The 18,574-nt window shown below is 53.9% G+C and carries 19 protein-coding genes; 3 read left to right on the top strand and 16 right to left on the bottom strand.

The features are described 5' to 3' along the window. Positions 1 to 4 precede the first annotated feature (4 nt). Together AACZ64_RS04520 and AACZ64_RS04515 are read left to right on the top strand one after the other, a co-directional pair. The gene (locus AACZ64_RS04520; RefSeq protein WP_293614695.1) at positions 5 to 574 is read left to right on the top strand and encodes a peptidylprolyl isomerase; all 570 of its coding nucleotides are present in this window, start codon (positions 5 to 7) and stop codon (positions 572 to 574) included. A gap of 3 nt (positions 575 to 577) precedes the next feature. Continuing rightward, complete coding sequence (locus tag AACZ64_RS04515) at positions 578 to 1,360, top strand: pyridoxine 5'-phosphate synthase (RefSeq protein ID WP_293614694.1); 783 nt, start codon at positions 578 to 580, stop codon at positions 1,358 to 1,360. Between the two features lie 10 nt (positions 1,361 to 1,370). Here AACZ64_RS04515 and AACZ64_RS04510 read toward each other — a convergent pair whose 3' ends face one another. Continuing rightward, positions 1,371 to 1,736, bottom strand: a complete 366-nt coding sequence (locus AACZ64_RS04510; protein WP_293614693.1) for a TraR/DksA family transcriptional regulator — start codon at positions 1,734 to 1,736, stop codon at positions 1,371 to 1,373. 40 nt (positions 1,737 to 1,776) lie between these two features. Here AACZ64_RS04510 and AACZ64_RS04505 point away from each other — a divergent pair, with 40 nt between their 5' ends. Beyond that, positions 1,777 to 2,568 carry an RNA methyltransferase gene (locus AACZ64_RS04505; protein WP_293614692.1) on the top strand — a complete coding sequence of 264 codons (792 nt, stop codon included), beginning with the start codon at positions 1,777 to 1,779 and terminating at the stop codon, positions 2,566 to 2,568. A gap of 5 nt (positions 2,569 to 2,573) precedes the next feature. On the opposite strand, the gene AACZ64_RS04500 is transcribed toward AACZ64_RS04505, so the two are convergent. The 15 genes from AACZ64_RS04500 to AACZ64_RS04430 form a co-directional block, all read right to left on the bottom strand. Then, the gene (locus tag AACZ64_RS04500; protein WP_293614691.1) at positions 2,574 to 3,815 is read right to left on the bottom strand and encodes an MFS transporter; all 1,242 of its coding nucleotides are present in this window, start codon (positions 3,813 to 3,815) and stop codon (positions 2,574 to 2,576) included. 76 nt (positions 3,816 to 3,891) lie between these two features. Further along, the gene (gene ligA / locus AACZ64_RS04495) at positions 3,892 to 5,925 is read right to left on the bottom strand and encodes an NAD-dependent DNA ligase LigA (RefSeq protein WP_293614690.1); all 2,034 of its coding nucleotides are present in this window, start codon (positions 5,923 to 5,925) and stop codon (positions 3,892 to 3,894) included. Further along, positions 5,925 to 6,878: a cell division protein ZipA gene (gene zipA / locus AACZ64_RS04490; RefSeq protein ID WP_293614689.1), complete on the bottom strand. Its 954-nt coding sequence runs from the start codon at positions 6,876 to 6,878 to the stop codon at positions 5,925 to 5,927. Before zipA ends, ligA begins: the two co-directional genes overlap by 1 nt. 109 nt (positions 6,879 to 6,987) lie before the next feature. After that, complete coding sequence (gene smc, locus AACZ64_RS04485; RefSeq protein ID WP_293614688.1) at positions 6,988 to 10,488, bottom strand: chromosome segregation protein SMC; 3,501 nt, start codon at positions 10,486 to 10,488, stop codon at positions 6,988 to 6,990. Positions 10,489 to 10,618: 130 nt separating this feature from the next. Further along, complete coding sequence (ccmI, locus tag AACZ64_RS04480) at positions 10,619 to 11,809, bottom strand: c-type cytochrome biogenesis protein CcmI (RefSeq protein ID WP_293614687.1); 1,191 nt, start codon at positions 11,807 to 11,809, stop codon at positions 10,619 to 10,621. Further along, a complete protein-coding gene (locus AACZ64_RS04475; protein ID WP_293614686.1) occupies positions 11,806 to 12,363 on the bottom strand; it encodes a cytochrome c-type biogenesis protein in 558 nt (185 codons plus the stop codon). Before AACZ64_RS04475 ends, ccmI begins: the two co-directional genes overlap by 4 nt. A 117-nt stretch (positions 12,364 to 12,480) precedes the next feature. Next, a complete protein-coding gene (locus tag AACZ64_RS04470; RefSeq protein ID WP_036860673.1) occupies positions 12,481 to 12,852 on the bottom strand; it encodes a carboxymuconolactone decarboxylase family protein in 372 nt (123 codons plus the stop codon). A 13-nt stretch (positions 12,853 to 12,865) separates the two neighbouring features. Further along, positions 12,866 to 13,390 (bottom strand): DsbE family thiol:disulfide interchange protein, encoded by a 525-nt coding sequence (locus AACZ64_RS04465; protein ID WP_293614685.1) that lies wholly within the window; start codon positions 13,388 to 13,390, stop codon positions 12,866 to 12,868. Between the two features lie 16 nt (positions 13,391 to 13,406). Next, complete coding sequence (locus AACZ64_RS04460) at positions 13,407 to 15,380, bottom strand: heme lyase CcmF/NrfE family subunit (protein ID WP_339639731.1); 1,974 nt, start codon at positions 15,378 to 15,380, stop codon at positions 13,407 to 13,409. A 23-nt stretch (positions 15,381 to 15,403) separates the two neighbouring features. Then, on the bottom strand, positions 15,404 to 15,859 hold the full coding sequence (gene ccmE, locus AACZ64_RS04455) for a cytochrome c maturation protein CcmE (RefSeq protein WP_293614741.1): 456 nt from the start codon (positions 15,857 to 15,859) through the stop codon (positions 15,404 to 15,406). A 38-nt stretch (positions 15,860 to 15,897) separates the two neighbouring features. Then, positions 15,898 to 16,107 (bottom strand): heme exporter protein CcmD, encoded by a 210-nt coding sequence (gene ccmD, locus AACZ64_RS04450; RefSeq protein WP_293614683.1) that lies wholly within the window; start codon positions 16,105 to 16,107, stop codon positions 15,898 to 15,900. Positions 16,108 to 16,116: 9 nt separating this feature from the next. Next, the gene (locus AACZ64_RS04445; protein ID WP_293614682.1) at positions 16,117 to 16,860 is read right to left on the bottom strand and encodes a heme ABC transporter permease; all 744 of its coding nucleotides are present in this window, start codon (positions 16,858 to 16,860) and stop codon (positions 16,117 to 16,119) included. Between the two features lie 44 nt (positions 16,861 to 16,904). Continuing rightward, entirely contained in the window at positions 16,905 to 17,576 is a 672-nt protein-coding gene (gene ccmB / locus AACZ64_RS04440; RefSeq protein ID WP_293614740.1) for a heme exporter protein CcmB, read from the bottom strand. Between the two features lie 2 nt (positions 17,577 to 17,578). Next, positions 17,579 to 18,217: a cytochrome c biogenesis heme-transporting ATPase CcmA gene (gene ccmA / locus AACZ64_RS04435; protein ID WP_293614681.1), complete on the bottom strand. Its 639-nt coding sequence runs from the start codon at positions 18,215 to 18,217 to the stop codon at positions 17,579 to 17,581. 102 nt (positions 18,218 to 18,319) lie between these two features. After that, positions 18,320 to 18,508, bottom strand: a complete 189-nt coding sequence (locus AACZ64_RS04430; protein WP_293614680.1) for a hypothetical protein — start codon at positions 18,506 to 18,508, stop codon at positions 18,320 to 18,322. Positions 18,509 to 18,574: the final 66 nt, after the last annotated feature.

The following is an 18,574-nucleotide window of genomic DNA, read 5'->3' as shown; positions in this document are numbered from 1 at the left end:
ACCTATGAAACACCTCATCGCAACAGCAATATTACTGTTAAGCACAACGGCCTCTCTGGCAGCCTCCAGTGAGCCCGTACAGGTCCTGCTAAAAACCAGCATGGGCGATATTCAGCTGGCACTGGACCCGCAAAAATCACCAGCGACCGTCGCCAACTTCGTCCAACTCCTGAAAAACAAACATTATGATGGCCTGATTTTCCATCGGGTCATACAGGGCTTCATGATTCAGGCCGGTGGATTCAATGAGTACATGAGCCCCAAGGAACCAGCCAGCAAGCCGATTAAAAATGAGTCCTATAACGGTCTCAAAAATCACAGAGGCACGGTGGCCATGGCGAGAACATCCGACCCCAATAGCGCCAGGGCCCAGTTTTTCATCAACCTGGACGACAACTGGAATCTGGATAAGACCCCGCAGAATCCCGGTTATGCGGTATTTGGAAAAGTGACCAAAGGCATGGAGGTGGTAGACAAAATTGCCCGTGTCCCGGTTGGGAAGTCAGGGCCTCATGATGATGTCCCCAGACAACCAGTGCGGATTATTGAAGCAACCCTGCTGGATGCCCAATAAAACATGAGTATCGCTCTAAGCGTCAACCTCAATAAAATTGCCCTGATTCGCAACTCCCGTGAAGGAAACTACCCGGATCTGATTGAACATGCCAAAGCCTGTATCAGCCATGGCGCAAACGGTATCACGGTGCATCCCAGGCCGGACCAGCGCCATGTCCGACCCGGGGATGTATTGCAACTGGCCGAGCTGCTCAAGCCATTACCTGAAATTGAATTCAATGTTGAGGGCAATCCGTTTGCAGCACAGAGGGGCGACTACCCGGGTCTGACTTCATTGGCAGAAGCAGCGCTACCCGACCAGTGCACACTGGTGCCGGATACGGATCACCAACTCACCTCTGATCACGGGTTTGATCTGACCAAAACAGCTGACAAACTCTTACCGGTTATCGAAAAACTGAAGTCCCTCAAAATCCGCGTCAGCCTGTTTATGGATCCCATTCCTGAACAGATTGAGCTGGCAAAACAGCTCGGTGCGGACCGTATTGAGCTGTATACCGGTCCCTATGCTGCAGCCTGGAACAATGACCCGGATACAGTGGAAAATCTGTATCAACAGCACCGACGGGCGGCGTTACTGGCCTCGGAGCTCGGCCTGGGCGTCAATGCCGGACACGATCTCAATCTGGGCAACCTGCCCATGTTCTCGACCATTCCCGGCCTGAAAGAAGTCTCAATCGGTCACGCGCTGATTGTCGATGCGATTACTTTGGGGTTGGCAGAAACCGTCAAAGCCTACAAAGCCATTCTTGAAGTGGCAGCAACAACCCGGGATGGTAGATAACAGCCTCCTTTTAGGCTCCCCCGGTTTCACTGAGCTGCTGACAGCCAATACAACGAACCGATTCAGGTTTTATCTCAAGTCGTCGGGTATCAATCAGCTCTCCGCACCGTTCACACCAACCGTATCCCCCGTCATCCAGTGACCGCAAGGCTTGCTCTACCGCCACCAGGCGCTTGCGATAAGCAGCCCTACTGGCTTGGGACATCTGCTGCTGTTGCAGCGCATCCATTCTCGATAATCTGCCGACCATGGTTTGATCGAGGACCACGGTTCGACTCGCATCTGTGGATATATCCAGCAACTCACGGAGTTCGATCCGCAAGCGTTCCAACATATCCCTGAAATGATCTAACTGTTTATCGGTTAACTTCTGCATAGGCTTATAATACGGGTTTATCGATTACCGGTTGCACACAATGACACAGTATTATAATGCGCCCGCCCAAAGGGGCGAGTATCTCGAACGGAAGCGTTTCTTTGACAAGATGCTCACCATCTATGGGCGAAAGCCGGTGCTCGAAGCACTCGAAGACCATAATCTTCCCTGTTACCGGCTCCACCTTGCCGAGTCTAATCAGACGGTAGGTATTATTGCCCAAATCATGAAGCTGGCCGAAGTCCGGGGCGTGGAAATAAAATTCCACAGCCGTCAGGCCCTGTCGCGTATTTCCCGCAACGGCAAACAGGATCAGGGCGTGGCAGCGGATCTGGCTTGCCCCAATCACCTCTTGCTGGAAGACTTTCTCGCCAATCCACCAGCGGACAACTACAGCCTGATTGCACTGGACGGCATCACCAATCCACAAAATCTCGGCATGATTATCCGCTCGGTTACCGCCAGCCCCTGCCACGGTCTACTGTTACCCGCCCAGGGTATTGCTGCCATTTCTCCGCTGGTCATAAAGGCCAGTGCGGGAACACTGTTCAAAAGCAGGCTGATCCACTGCGACAATCTGGCAGAGGCGCTTGAAGCGCTCAAGCAACGGGGCGCCACATGCTGCGCCCTGTCCTCCCACGGAGAAAACACACTCACCGATTTTCGTCCGCAAACACCGGTCGTTTATGTGTTGGGCAATGAAACAGAAGGGGTTTCCAAAACCGTTAACAACTGCTGTACAACCCACCTTCGGATTCCCATGCACAATGGCGTGGAATCACTGAATGTGGCAGTCACTGCAGCTCTGCTGGCTTTTCGGGAGTTCTACTGAACCGGTCAACCTTCCCGGGAGTCATTGGGCAATGGTTGCCAGAGATCGCTGAATTTAATGGCGACTAACGCCGTTACTACGGTCAATGCGCCCAGTGTACCAATGGCTGTCAGCACCCCCACGGAGGCAATGGCGTGACCACTGAGCCACGCACCGACTGTCGCAGCACCAAACAGTGATAACTGGTACACAGAGACCACCCTTGCCCGATACTTCTGGGGTGACTCCTCATGGGTTAGAGAGCGACCCAGCATCATTGCAACCCCCGAGGCACCGCCCCACAGCAGCACCAACAAAAATAATAGCCAGACTGGAGGGTGAAGGGCCATGATGATCAGAAACAGACCGCGTATCAGCAGACTGGTTAACAATACCCTGCCGGGCTGCCTGAATCGCCCCACCAGTCGAATAATAATCACATTGGCAATGATCATACCCAACATAAAAGTGAACTGAATGGAGGCAAAAAAGGACGCCCCCTGCTGGTAAACCTCACGGGTCAGGAGGGGCATGGCAACAAGATAGAGCCCAAAACCGAGAAAACCGGTTGCCGCAACCACCATCATCAACTGAAATAACCGCCGGTGATGCCACACCAGTTTCAAGCCGGACATCATGTCCACCCAGGTAGAACCGCGGCGACCCATACTGCTCTCTGGCAAATAACCGAGGCTGTTTCGCAGCAACCAACCCGAAGTAGCCAACATGACCAGTTGAAGACCGATCAATGGCAACAGGCCGATGCGATCCATATAACCGGCCAGGAAAATACCGGCACTTTGGGCAGTAAACTGCACAAAAGAAGCCCTGGCGACGGCCTGTTGCAGCTGGCTGTCCACAACACGCGACAGGAGACTTTCTCTGGCGGGCTGCACGAATGCGGTAATAGTGCCAAAACAGAACCCGTAGAGCAGCATTACACTGAAGGATAGCTGCCCTGACCACAGTGCTCCCATCAGCAACAGGCAAGGCAGGTTATAGAGTAGATAAAGCCGAAACAGGTGCTGCCCGGGATGGCGATTATCCGACATGACGCCGCCCCACAATACAAATAACAGCTGTGGCAACATCAGGGCCATCTGCGCAATACCAACGCGCTCGGGAGATTCATTCAGGACACCGACCAACAGCCAGGGAAACAGCACGATTTGCAAACCGTGCGCAAAGGAACTCACACCCATACCCTGCAGGTAAAAACGAAAGCTGCCGGTCGGGCTGTCCGTTAAGGCGTTAGGGTTATCATTCATTTGCGATAAAAATAGTCAGAAAAGCGCCAATAAAGGCTCGAAAACAGCCATTCAGGAAAGAAATTGTAATATTTTGTCAAAGCAGCCCGTGCGCCTTGAAAAGGGCCAGCAGCTGATCTTCATCCATGATTGGGACCTCCAGCTCTCTGGCTTTTGTCAGCTTGCTACCCGCACCGGGCCCTGCTACCACACAAGCAGAACCAGATGACACACTGCCCGCCACACGCGCTCCCAATTGCTGCAATTTCTCTTTCGCCTCGGATCTTCCCATTGAGGTCAGCGTGCCGGTGAGCACCCAGGTTTCGCCGGCCAGTGGCAGCGATGATTTATCAGGTGCCACCATATCCGGCCAGTGCACACCCGCTCCCTGCAGTTCTTCCACAATCTGCCGATTCTCCGGCTGCTGAAAAAAAGTGCTCACAAAATGCGCCACAACTGGCCCCACATCAGGCACTTCCTGAAGCTGTTCCTCATCCGCTGACTGCAGAGCCTCAAGGTTGCCAAAATGCTCTGCGAGAGTGCGCGCTGTGGCCTCACCCACCTCGCGAATCCCCAGCGAATAAATAAAGCGTGGCAGCGACGTCTGCTTTGAGGCGGCCACTGCGCCCAGCAGGTTGGCAGCAGACTTGTCCGCCATACGCTCCAGGCCCGCCAGTTGATCCACTGTCAGTCGGTAAAGATCAGCCACCGAGCTGACCAGTCCCTTATCCACCAGTTGCTCAACCAGCTTGTCGCCGAGGCCATCAATATCCATCGCCTTGCGAGAGGCATAATGCTTGATCGCCTGTTTGCGCTGCGCTTGACAAATCAGTCCGCCGGAACAACGGGCTACCGCTTCGCCCTTGACCCGTTCCACCGGTGACCCACAGACCGGACAATGATCGGGAAATTCCACATCTCTGGCGTCGGATGGCCGATCTTCGACGATGACTTTAACCACCTGGGGAATGACATCCCCGGCACGGCGCACGATCACCCTGTCGCCGAGCTTGACACCCAAGCGGATCACTTCATCCTGGTTGTGCAGGGTCGCATTACTCACCGTAACACCGCCTACAAATACCGGCTCCAATCGCGCGACAGGTGTGACTGCACCCGTTCGCCCCACCTGAAACTCAACGTCGAGCAACCGCGTCATCTCCTCCTGAGCGGGAAATTTACGAGCAATCGCCCAACGGGGAGCCCTGGCTACAAAGCCCAGTCGCCGCTGGGCCCCCAGGTCATCAACCTTGTAAACAATCCCGTCAATGTCATAGGGCAGCTGCTGTCGAACAGAGATCATTTTCTGGTAGTAATCAATACAGCCTTGGATGCCCTCCGCCAATTCAATATGGGGGTTAATCAGAAAGCCGAGTTTTTTCAACAGATGGAGCGTGCCCATATGTGTACTCGGCCACTGGAGCCCTTCCAGACGACCAAGACTGTAGGCCATCATTTCCAGCCGTCGCGACGCGGTGATTCTCGAATCCAGTTGCCGAAGACTCCCCGCTGCCGCGTTCCGGGGGTTGACGAACAGTTTCTGGTCAGTGGATCTGGCCCTGGCATTCAGTTGCTCAAAACCGGATCGGGGCATATAAATTTCACCCCTTACCTCCAGAACTGCCGGCAAGTTCTCGCCTTGCAACCTGAGGGGAACAGAATTAATCGTACGAACGTTCGCTGTAATATTTTCCCCGGTGGCACCATCGCCCCGCGTGGCAGCGCGCACCAAATAGCCATTTTCATAGAGCAGGCTGACGGCTACCCCGTCCAGTTTCGGCTCACACACATAAACCAGAGCATCCCGGCTCTTAAGACGATCCTGTAAGCGGCGATTAAAATCCACCAGTTCATCGTCACTGAAGGCGTTATCCAGCGACAACATAGGTACTTCGTGGGTAACCGGCTCAAAACTGCTGAGCGGTTCGCCACCTACGCGCTGGGTGGGCGAGTCGGGGGTCTTCAGCTCGGGAAACTCCGTTTCCAGCCTGGTGAGCCGCTGCATCAAGCGGTCATATTCAACATCCGGAACTGAGGGCTCATCCAGCACATAATAACGGTAGTTATGGTCGTTCAGTTGCCTGCGCAGTGCAGCCGCTTTCTCCCGAACGGCAGAGTCCGGTGAAGCCATTATTCAATTCCGGATAACTGGGTGCGGCAATAATCTGCTATGCGCTGCCGATAGTGCTCTTCGGTCTGTCGGGTGAGGACACTGCGACTTTCATCTTTCAGTGTGCCGCCGAGATCAGCAGCCATCTGTCTGGCAGCGCCCAACAACAGCTCAAAAGCAGCGGAAGGATCATCGACATCCTCCATGGCAAAGAAAAAGCTGACACCCGGTGTGGTAAATTGCTCCATGTCATTCAGGTCAAAGGTGCCGGGATTAACGGAATTGGCCACACTGTAAAGTACTGGCCCCGAACCATCATCACCGACATGGCGATGAAAGATCTTCATCGAGCCATAACGCAGTCCCTCCGCAAGCAATGCATCCAGCAATGCCTGTCCCGCAAACACCTTGTCCTCACCCGCCATCAGATGCATCACCACAACACTGACGACAGAAGCAGGTTTCCGAGTGGCGCGCTCTGAACCCGATGCCTTTTTTTCAACGGCATTTCTGCCAGAAGCTTCCTTCTCAACAACCTTCTTCTCAACAACGTCTTTCTCGGTGGTTTCGTTCTCAGGAACCTCCCCAGTGGGAACGGAAGCAGTCTCAACCGGTTCCACACGGGCAGGTCTGGACGGAGGAAGCGGATCTTCCTGAAAAAGACTGGATTGTTCCGGTTTCTTGAAGGGTACCGTCAATTTAGGTTTATTGGCTTCGGCACGCTGCCTGACAGCCCTGCTCATTTCCTCAACATCGGATTCATTGCGGTAGCCGACAACCCGTGCGCCGCCGCCGGGCAACTCGCTACCGTATTCATCCCGCCCGACATCGCTATCAAAAATGGGTTGTTTTCGTTTTGACATATGAATTCTGTCATAACGAGCATTACGCACACGCCGGATCACATCGAGGACAATCGCCAGTACAACCAGCACGCCCAATGCAAGCATCATTTCGCGAGCACCAAATTCCATCGTCTTTTTTATCCTGTCAAAATGTCGCTTTGCGAATTTAATAACCCTATGGCAACAGCAATGGTCGCCTGGCCAACCAGGGTAATTTACCGGGGCATGTTAACAGGCCCTAGGCTTCCGCCAACTCCACGGCCTGATTAACATCCACACTGACCAAGCGTGACACCCCTGGTTCGTGCATGGTAACCCCCATCAACTGATTGGCCATTTCCATGGCAATCTTGTTATGGGAAATGTAAATAAATTGCACTCTGGCAGACATTTCTTCCACCATTCTGGCATAGCGCCCGACATTCGCATCATCCAGCGGTGCGTCCACCTCATCAAGCATACAAAAAGGCGCAGGGTTCAACTCAAAAATTGAAAACACCAATGCAATAGCTGTCATGGCTTTTTCGCCACCCGACAGCAGATGAATGGTGGTATTTTTCTTACCCGGTGGCCGAGCCATAATCGTAACGCCAGTATCCAGCAGATCATCCCCCGTCAGTTCCAGATAGGCGTGGCCGCCACCAAATAATTTAGGAAACAGCTCCTGCAGAGAGCTGTTGATCAGATCAAAGGTCTCCCTGAAACGAGTGCGGGTTTCCCTGTCAATTTTTCGAATCGCATCTTCAAGCGTCTGCAGCGCTTCCTCCAGCTCGGCATTTTGAGCATCCAGATACGTTTTTCGTTCCGATTCCAGCTTGAACTCATCAACTGCTGCGAGATTGATCGGACCCAGCCGCTGAATGCGGTTGGCCAGCCGTTCCAGCTCCTCCTCCCATTGGGAGAGATCCGCATCTTCCGGCAGTGCCGCCAGCAGGCTATCCAGGTCAAAACGGTGCTCACTGATTTGCTCCGCAATCGTTTTACTGCGGGTAGCCAGATCCTGGGCAGAAAGGCGATGCTGTTCCAGCTCCACCCGTTCTGTCTGTATCTGCTGCTCCAGTTGGCTACGTCGTTTTTCGGTTTCGCGCATCTGCTCTTCGATCGTTTCCAGTGCCTGTCTCGCAGTAGTGAGCTCTCTCTCCACTGTCAGACGCCGTTCCAGTTGTGCAGCCAGGTCTTCCTGAAGTTCTAGTGTCGGATCTTCATGCTGATTGAATACCGCATGCAACTGCTCGCGGCGCTCCTGAAGTCGGGCCACCTGCACCTGCAAACGTTCAATCCCTTCCAGAACAGCGTGCAACTGAGTGCTGACCGACTTTTCCCGCATGGCCAGTTCATGGCAGTGGTCGCGGTCGTGCCTGGCGGCCTGCCGTGCCTGATCGAGCTCAGCCCGAGAGCTGTCCCGTTGTTGAAGCAATTGCTCACGCTGGACGGTATCCTGCTCCATCATTTCAATGGCAACTGACAGGGATTGCCGGGCGGTTTTCAGATTTTCCTGCTCCAGCTGCTGCTGCTGCAAGGCTTCATTGAGCTCATTTTCGGCACGAGTACGACGGGCGGCAAACTGCTCCACCTGCATCTGGTTGGCAGCCAACACGGAGCGAAGCTCCGCGTAGTGGCGCTGCTGCTCAGCCATATCGCGGCTAATGTCCTCACGACTGACTTCGAGCTCCCGCAATGCCTGCTCTGTGGTACTTTTATCAACAGACAGCGCATCAACGATCGATTGAGACTCAGACAGCTCACGGGTCAGCGTCTCGAGTGCCTGTTGTCGTTTTAAAACACCGGCACGGGCATCCTGATCGCGAGCTACCCTGAGCCAGTTAACGCCGAGCCACAATCCATCACGCGTGATGACAGATTCCGTTGGTGCCAATGTCTTTCGTATCGATAATGCAGCAGAGAGGTTTTCAGCGACCAGCACACCGGTTAATAATGACCCGGCCCACTCACCCGTAACTTTACTGGCAAGAGAACTGGCTAATGCCGACTGAATTACCTCCGTTTCAGTCTGGTCCAGCAAAACCAGGTGACCCTTGCCAAAACTGTCAAGCTGATGACTCACCGAGGTGAAATCATCAACACAAACCGCTTGCAGGTAATTACCCAGCACGGTTTCCACAGCCGTTTCCCAACCCGGCTCCACCTGTAAGGTTTCTGCCAGTTTCGGGTATCCAGTCAGCTCCTGGTTCTCGATCCACTGTTGCTGATCACCCTCACCGCCTAATGCAGCCTGTTGCAGCGCCTCCAGCGATGACTGCCTGCCAAGCATGGACTGTAGCTGGCCCCGCTGCTGGTCAAGTTCAGCACCGATTTCAAGGCTTTTCTGGCGGGTATTTTCAACTTCAAGGTTCAGGCTATCAAGGCGAGCCTGCTGATCTCCGAGGGCCAGCTCGACCTCCGCCAGCTGCGCCTGCACCAAGGCAATTTCTTCCTGTACAGGACTGTCGCTGAGACCCTGATATTCCTGTTGCACGGTGTCTATCCGCTCGGCCAGTCGCCGCAATGCCTGTTCCAGGTGTTGAATCCGGGACTGCTCTACTTCAGCCTGTTGACGGGGCTCGCCGGACTTGAGATTGAATTCGTCCCACTGGGATTGCCAAACTTGCATGGTCTCCTCAGCCTGGGATAACACACTCTGAGAAAGCTTCTCGGCGGCATTCGCCTTTTCCAGCTGAGGCGCGATTTCCAGCAACTCACTCTGCCACCTCTCGGCCTTCTCGCGATCGACACGCAGATGCTCTTCGGATTCGGCAAAATTACGGTCCGTCTGCATCAGATCCTGTTGCAGTTCGCGGGCGCGATCCTGCACGTGCTGAATGGCCTGTTCGATTCTTGCCACCTCAGCACCAATGCTGTAATAACGCCCCTGCACTTCGTTAAACCTGTCACCCGACTCTGTGTACTCGGTACGGTGACGCTCCACCGCTGTATCGCAAGCACTGCGTTCCGTAACCAGTGCCTCAACCTTTAACTCAAAACCGGAAATGACCTGACGGCGCTCGACAATCTGTTCCGCCAGCAAGCGCCAGCGAAGCGCCTGCAGCTCTGCCTTGATTCGGCGCTCTTCCTTTTTGAATTCGGTGTACTTTTCAGCAGCCTGGGCCTGACGCTCGAGTCGACCCAGTTGCCGGCCCAGTTCTTCGCGGATATCGGTGAGGCGCTCCAGATTTTCCTGTGTGCGACGGATGCGGTTTTCTGTATCCCGCCGGCGCTCTTTGTATTTTGAAATACCCGCAGCTTCTTCAATATAGACGCGCAACTCGTCGGGACGAGCTTCAATCAAGTTGGAAATCATGCCCTGCTCAATAATGGCATAGCTGCGCGGGCCCAGGCCGGTACCGAGAAATATGTCCGTGATGTCGCGTCGACGACATTTGCTGCCGTTCAGATAATATTGGGACTGCCCCTCCCGGGTGACTTTTCGCTTGATGGAAATTTCACTCCAGCTGGCATACTCGCCGCCCAGGGTGCTATCGGAGTTGTCAAAAACCAGCTCTATCGAAGCCTGGCCCACAGGCTTTCGTCCGCCGGAGCCGTTAAAAATGACATCGGTCATGGACTCGCCGCGCAAATGTTTGGCAGAACTTTCGCCCATAACCCAGCGCACTGCATCAATGATATTGGATTTGCCGCAGCCATTCGGGCCAACAACGGCACAGAGATTGCTCGGAAAAGACACAGTGGTCGGGTCAACAAACGACTTGAAGCCTGCCAGTTTGATACATTTGAGGCGCATGATGTCTCTTTTTAATGGCATTCCTGCCAGAAGTTTTGTTGCATTGACAGCCGTATCAGCCGGGTGTTATCGAGCGCCCGGAAAACTGCGATTTTACACAGCTGGACAGCGTCCACAAGCAACTGTGGTTCTATAATTTCCTGTCGATAACAATGGTTGCTGCAAGACCCTGTTTTTTCATGGAGAGGGCCTCGCTGGCACCTTCCAGATCACCTGCTGAAGGAGCCACTGAACCCGTTGATGAAATCCTCGCCACCACCTCAACCCGATCAGCTGAAGAGAGTAACTTACCGTTGGGCATTGCCATTGAATCATCCAGTACGACGGTGGTCGGCAGGTCAGCCACCTGCAATCTGGCCACAGCCAATGGCATGGGTGATCCCTGCCATTCCCGGGCAAATACATAAATCACTTGTCCGGAATCAGCAGTCAGCTCCGGCGCCAATGAGACACTCACCCGCAGAGAGGGCATGCTGTCTCCCATTTGTTCACGGGCACGCTCGATTCCCGCTTTCAGGGATTCAGCCTGGGGAGTTGAGGGATGAATCGCTTGCAGGGCGTTTTGCCAGCTGGTAATCGCCACGAGATAATCGCCCGATTCAAATGCACGGATGCCTTTTAGGCCCAAGGCGGTGAGGTTGTTGGGATCAAGGGCCAATGCGCGCTCGAGCGCCGAATCGGCCTCAGGACTGAAACGATTTCCGGAGGCAAAATAAGCCGCCTGGGCATACTCTGCCTGAAGGTCTGCATCTTCGGGAGCAATCCGCACAGCACGCTGGTAAGTGGCACTGGACTGCAGAAACTCACCGTCTTCAAGCAGCATACGGGCCAGCATAACAAGGTAATACACGTTATCGGGATGGTTCTGCAGACGGCCGGCAATCCTCTGTTGCAACTGCTGACGAATTTGAGCATCTGCTTCGCTGTCCCGGTTTACAAGGCGCTTCTCCATCAGTTCACTGATCAGCGCATCCTCACTGGCACCGAGCTGATGGTAAAGACTGAAAGCCAATAGCGGCACCAGCAACAGACCCGCCATTAACAACCAGGCTCCACGAGATCGGGTAGATTCCATCACCGGTAAATCTGACTCGTCTGCCAGTAGCAGGCGTTTCTGTTCTGCGACCAGCTCACGATACTGCTGCTCATCCATTTCACCATCGGCCAATTGGCGATCGAGCTCCGACAGCTGCTCGCGAAACAATACAATGTTCGCCTGTTGCCCCTCCTCTGACTGCACTCGGGGCGCTTTTCGCAGCAGCGGGTAAATCACAAAAAGACCGGCCAGCAAGGTGAGAAAAGCCAGGATTGACCAGATCATCGCTCCACCCCACCACTGCTTTTATCGTCACCTGATTCAGACTGTTCGCTTTCTCCCAGCAGAGTTTGCAACTGTGCCTGTTCTTTCGCAGATAATGCTTCACTGCTGCCGGCTGTTGCCGCTACCCCGTCGGGCCAGTTTGCTGGCTGTGCAGCCATTGACTGGCGACGATTGACCCTCCATAAAACACCAATACCAATCACCACCAGAAGCAATGGAGTCAGCCAGAGTATCAATGTGGTATTTTTGACCGGCGGGCGATACATGACAAATTCACCATAGCGAGCAACCAGAAAGTCGACAATTTCACTGTCTGTTTTCCCGTCTTCCAACATCCGGTAGATCTCCCCGCGGAGATCCTGAGCTATAGGGGAATTGGAATCTGCCAGGGTCTGGTTCTGGCATTTTGGACAACGCAATTCAGCCACCAGCTCGTGAAACCGCTGCCGTTTTTCATCGGATGAAAATGTCTGTACATCCTCAGCGGCTCCGACCGAACCAGCACCGGCCAGTATCAGCAGTAAGAAACTCCCAACGGTTAAAACCCTGTGCATACTGCTCCCGTTTTTCCTGCGTTTACATCCGAGCAGCCCTTCATTGCGCGAGCTGGCAAGACTTCACCTGATGATTCCTGGAGGACATCAACAGGCTGGCCGCCGCGCCCCCCACTCTCACTGATCTTCAACGATTTCCTTTGCTGCACGAAACGCCTCCTGAAGAGCAGGCGCCCCGATATAGGGTGCGGTATGCAACAATACCTCACGAATTTCCTCAACCGTGCACCCATTGCGCAACGCACCGCGCACGTGGCCTTTTAATTCAGCTGGCGCTTTGAGTGCAGCCAGGACGGCAATCGTAATCATGCTACGGGTTTTTAGGGGTAAGGCATCACGCGCCCACACGGAACCCCAACAGTTTTCATTGATGTAGTCCTGAACGGGTTGTGTAAACGCGGTGGCCGCCGCCATGGATCGATCGACAAACTCATCACCCATCACCTGGCGACGTACACTCATTCCTCGTTGATAATCTTCTTCAGACATACGATCTGTCACCTCATTGAATTTCTTGCCATATTGGCAGGAGCTTGTCTCGCCAGACGCGCTCATCCACAACACCAATATGCTTGTAACGTATGGTGCCGGTACGATCCACGATGTAGGTTTCAGGCGCACCAAAAACACCGAGGTTCAGTCCCATTCGGCCCCGCGCATCAATCACGCTCAACGCATAGGGGTCACCTTTGTCCATCAGCCATTTTCTGGCCGCCGCATTATCGTCCTTATAGTTAAGGCCGATAATACGTATCCCCTGATCAGCCAACTTATTGAGAAACGGGTGTTCGATCCGGCAGGCAACACACCAGGTGGCCCAGACATTTAGCAGTGCGGGCTCACCCTGAAACAGCGCCTCCGTCACTGAACGTGTTTCATCACCCAGTACCGGGAGAGAAAATACCGGAACGGGCCGATCAATCAACGCCGAAGGCATGGCATTGGGGTCACGCTCCAGGCCGTTGAGTAAAAAAATGGCCAGCACCACAAACACCATCAAGGGCAAAAAAAGCTTTAATCTGGACACATTAGCACCCGACCATTCAAACGTTGCCTACCAGGGTAGCCGACTCGGTCTGGGTAACCCGCTGTCGCCGATATCGCTTGTCCAGTACGGCAATCAACCCACCAATGGAAATCAGCAGAGCACCCAGCCATATCCACCGGACAAAGGGTTTGAAATGCACCCGGATCGCCCAGGCCCCGCCCTCTAATGGCTCCGCCAACGCCACATAAAGGTCACGCCACAGGTTTCCGTCTATACCCACCTCAGTCATGGTTTGACCACTGGCCACATAGCGCCGCTTTTCAGGCTTCAGCTGATTCACCCGTTTTCCATCGCGGGTCACTGTGATCAGCGCTTGGTCCGCAATATAGTTGGGTCCCTGAACCTTACGCACCTCAACAAATTCGAACTGGTATCCAGCCATTTCCACCTGATCGCCCGGCACCATCCTCACATCCCGCTGAATACTGTAAACCGTTGTCACAGCAGCCCCTACCATACAGACCACCACCCCGAAATGCGCCAGAACCATACCATAGTAACTTCCCTTGAGCCGGACCAGGCCATGCCATCTCGAACGGGAATGACCGGATTTCTGCCAGAGATCCAGTAATGTCACCGCAAGCACCCAGATTGCCACGGCCATCGTTACCGCGATGATCAGTGAATAGTCCGTGTTAAACAGCAGAGGCGAGAATGCGCCTGCCAACAGTGAAACCAGCAATGGTGGCGTCAAAAACCGTCGCAGACCGGCGAGGCTGTTCCTCTTCCAACGCATCACTGGAGCCACTGCCATGAATACCGCCAGAACAAGCATCAGCGGGACAAAAAACAGATTGAAATAAGGCGGCCCCACAGAAATTTTGCCCCAGTCAAGCACATCGGCAAACAGAGGGTAAAGTGTGCCCAACAGAATCATGACCATGGCACTGACCAACAGGATATTGTTTCCTAACAGAAACATCTCCCGGGAAACACCGGTAAAATGGGTCACCCCTTTAACCGAAGGTCCCCGCAGGGCATAAAGCAACAACGAACCACCTACCACCAGCGCCAGGAACATCAGAATAAAGACCCCTCGCTCCGGATCAGCAGCAAACGCATGCACCGAGGTCAGCACCCCGGAACGAACCAGGAACGTGCCGAGCAGACTGAGCGAAAAGGCAAAAATCGCCAACAACAGCGTCCAGCTGCGAAATACGCCGCGTTTTTCAGTCACAGCAAGACTGTGGATCAATGCCGTTCCCACCAGCCATGGCATGAAAGAGGCGTTCTCAACAGGATCCCAGAACCACCATCCGCCCCAACCCAGTTCGTAATAGGCCCACCAGCTACCCAGGGCAATACCGAGTGTCAGAAATACCCAGGCCATATTGGTCCAGGGTCTGGTCCAGCGGGCCCAGGCGGCGTCCAGGCGACCGGCGAGCAGAGCCGCCACGGCAAACGAAAAAGCCACCGAAAAACCCACGTACCCCATATACAGCATCGGTGGATGGATAATCAGTCCGATATCCTGCAACAGCGGATTCAGGTCGGCACCCTCCGCAGGATAAAAGGGCAGGCTACGCTCAAACGGATTGGAGGTGAACAGCATGAACAGGTAGAAACCGACACTGATCAATCCCATCACCGCCAACACCCTTGCCACCAGCTCCTTGGGCAAGGTCTGACTGAATAGAGCCACTGCAAAACTCCACGCCGCCAGGATTAAGGCCCACAACAACAGGGAGCCCTCATGGGCGCCCCACACCGCACTGACCTTAAAGTAATCCGGAAGCAAGCTGTTGGAATTAGAAGCGACGTAGCGCACAGAAAAATCGTCGTTGAGGAAGAGCGCCACCAGACAGCCAAAACTGAAAGCCACCATCACGGTCTGACCCACCACCAGTGGTCTCGCTGAGGCCATCCACAGGCGGTTGCCTAAAGAGGCACCAGCCAGGGGTATCCCAGACTGCAACAAAGCTAAAATCAGTGCCAGGATCAGCGCAAAGTGACCGTATTCTGCAAGCATAGGTTAATACCCGGTTTTTCCTGTCAGGATTCATCCGTCGATTGCTTTGCCCGTTCGTGGGCTGCATTCATGGCATCTGCCACTTCCGGCGGGGTGTAATTTTCATCGTGTTTTGCCAGCACTTCAGATGCCATGAAAATGCCCTGTTTGTCCAGCTCACCGGTGACCACAGCAGCTTCGCCCGCAGCAAACAGGTCAGGGAGGATACCGGTATAGTGGACTTCCACTTCGGCTTCACCGTCTGTCACCAGAAAACGGACAAACAGCGAATCACTTGCCCGCTCGACACTCCCGTCTACCACCATCCCCCCGGCGCGAATGCGGACACCCGGTGGCGCATCACCGGCAGCAATCTCAGAAGGCGGATAGAACAAATTGATGTTATCCCGTAAGGCATAGGTCATCAAACCCACGGCAAGGGATGCCGCCACTACAATAAAAATGACTAAAAACAGTCGCTGTCGACGAATCGGGTGCATCATAGTCTAACTCTGGTTGTTGCAAGCAAGCTTCGGGTTCACTCTTTACCTGCCTCGCCCGCACTGTGTTGCCTGGCGGTTTCACGACGCAGCTCCCGGGTAACAGCCTGCCGCACTCGTGACTGCCGGAACAGTGGACTGACCACAAGCCAGGCCATAACAAGGATGGCTATCAGGTAGGCAGACCATACATAGGCCCCGTGCCCATCCATCTGCAAAAAATGCTGAAAACTGTCAAAACGGAACATCAACGCCCATCACCTCTGATTTTGCAACACAATATCCTTTACCCAACTGGACCGACGTTCGCGATGCAGTATTTCCGAGCGGGTATTGAGAATCAGCACCAGCGCATAAAAACAATAAAAGCCCGCTATCATCACCAGCAGCGGATGGAACATATCGGGGTGCATGGTGGGAGCTTCCGTAAATTTAATGGTCGCGGGCTGATGCAGTGTGTACCACCAGTCAACGGATTTATAAATAATCGGGATATTCACCATCCCCACCAGTGATAATACCGCACTGGCCCTGTTCGCGGCATCGACGCTAGTGTATGAGTGCTGCAGGGCCATCACCCCCATGTATAAAAACAACAATACCAGCATGGAGGTAATTCGAGCATCCCAAACCCAGTAGGTTCCCCAGGTGGGTTTTCCCCAAATGGCTCCGGTAATTAACGCGACAAAGGTCAGGGCCGCACCAAGGGGTGCCGCCGACTTCATCACCATATCAGCCAGCTTCATCTTCCAGATCAGGCCCACGGCACCAGCAATCGCCATCACGTAGTAACCGGCCAGTGCCAGGAAAGAGGCCGGCACATGAATATAAATAATCCGGAAACTGTTCCCCTGCTTCGCGTCCCGTGGTGCAAAACCCAGTCCCCACATCAGGCCGATAAGCAGCAACACAAAGGTAATACCCGCCAGCCAGGGAAGCCACTTGCCACTGGCCTGATAAAACCAGCGGGGTGAGCCCAAACGATGAAACCATTGCCACATAGTATCTTTAAACCTTATTTTTGATCGGGCCACCGACCAAATAGTCAACCGTGCATACTGACCCGCAGCGCACCGGCCGTGGCAAACGGTGCAATCAGCAACGAAAAAGCCAGCAGTGCACCCATGACCGCCAACGGGCCCTGTACCGAAAACCCATCTACAGATCGCTGAACCGCGCTGGCACCAAAGATAAGCACTGGCATATACAGCGGCATCACAATCAGTGATAGCAGCAATCCGCCCTTGCGCAGAGCTACTGTCAGTCCGGCGCCTATCGCACCCAGCAAACTCAGCACTGCAGTGCCCATCAGCAAGCCCAGCACCAACGGTAAATATCCCGCTGTGGGAAGAGACAACATCATACCTAAAAGCGGCGCCAGCAGGGTTAATGGCAGACCGGTTATCAACCAATGAGCCAAAATTTTTGCCAATACCATTAAATAGAGCGGCTGTGGAGAAATGACCAACTGTTCCAGTGTGCCATCGCGATAATCACTGTGAAACAGTCCCTCCACTGACAGCAGCGATGCCAGCAGCGCCATAACCCACAAAATACCGGGTGCGATTTCAGCCAGACGGCTGGCCTCAGGGGTCAACCCGAGGGGAATAAGGGTCACAACAATGAAGAAAAAGATGACCGGATTCGCTATCTCACCCCGGTTGCGGAATGCCAACAGCAAATCGCGGCGCAATATCGCGACAAAACCATAACCCATACTCAAACGGCCTCCGCCGAGGCCACCAGGGGAAAACGGCGCACGTTGGCAATACCCAAATCCTGATGTGTCGATAGGACTGCCATACCACCGCGCCGGGCATGCGCAATCAGGAGTGCCTCGAGGTCGGCGACCCCCTGTTTATCAATCGCGGTAAACGGCTCATCAAGTATCCAGAGGGGTGCTTCTGTCACTAACAAACGAGCCAGTACGGCCCGCCGCTGTTGGCCGGCAGATAGCGCATAACAGGGAATGTCCTCATAGCCGCACAAACCCAGTGAGCCAAGGATTTCTTCATTTTTGAGGGGGCTGTGGTCCCGATGAATCCGGCGCCACCAGACCAGGTTTTCAGTGGGTGACAGTGATTGTTTCAGCCCAGGCAAGTGACCGAGAAACAATAGATTCTGCAAATACAGCTGGCGATGACGGGCCACATCACTGCCCTGCCAAAGCAGCTTGCCGGCAGTGGGCATCAAGGCAGTTGAAAGAATTCGCAGCAATGTGGTCTTGCCGACCCCATTAGGCCCTTCTATTTGTAGAACGTCTCCAGACTCCAGCGACAGACAGATCCCGGAGAACAACAGACAGTCGTCCCGTTCAAAAGCAATCGAGTCCAGTATCAGTTGTGGAGTTTGAGGCAACAGAAAACATCCAGCCAGAAGCGCAGACAGTATTATGCCAAAACTCGGGGTGGTGAGGGAAAAAGTTACCCCCCATCAAGGAAAAACAGTGCATGACTGCCGTCAGTCGATATCGTAATCGTAATCACGTATCAATTTTTGCAGTCGACGCTCTTCTAGGCGATCTTCAAGACGCCTTCTAGCCTCTGAATTGACTATTTTTACAACGACCTCTGCCGTTTCAGTTTCCTGACTAGCATCGTCACCCTCACCATCGAAATCATCATCTTGTAAAGCTTCTTCGCCACTCATATCGAAACTCCTGGATCCCGATAAAACGACCCCTGCGGGACGGGGGTCAAGCACCACTGATTTTGC

This window comes from uncultured Porticoccus sp. (assembly GCF_963975625.1).
GTDB lineage: Bacteria > Pseudomonadota > Gammaproteobacteria > Pseudomonadales > Porticoccaceae > Porticoccus.
Note: the sequence above shows the minus strand (reverse complement) of the source record. Positions and strands in the feature narration are given on the sequence as shown.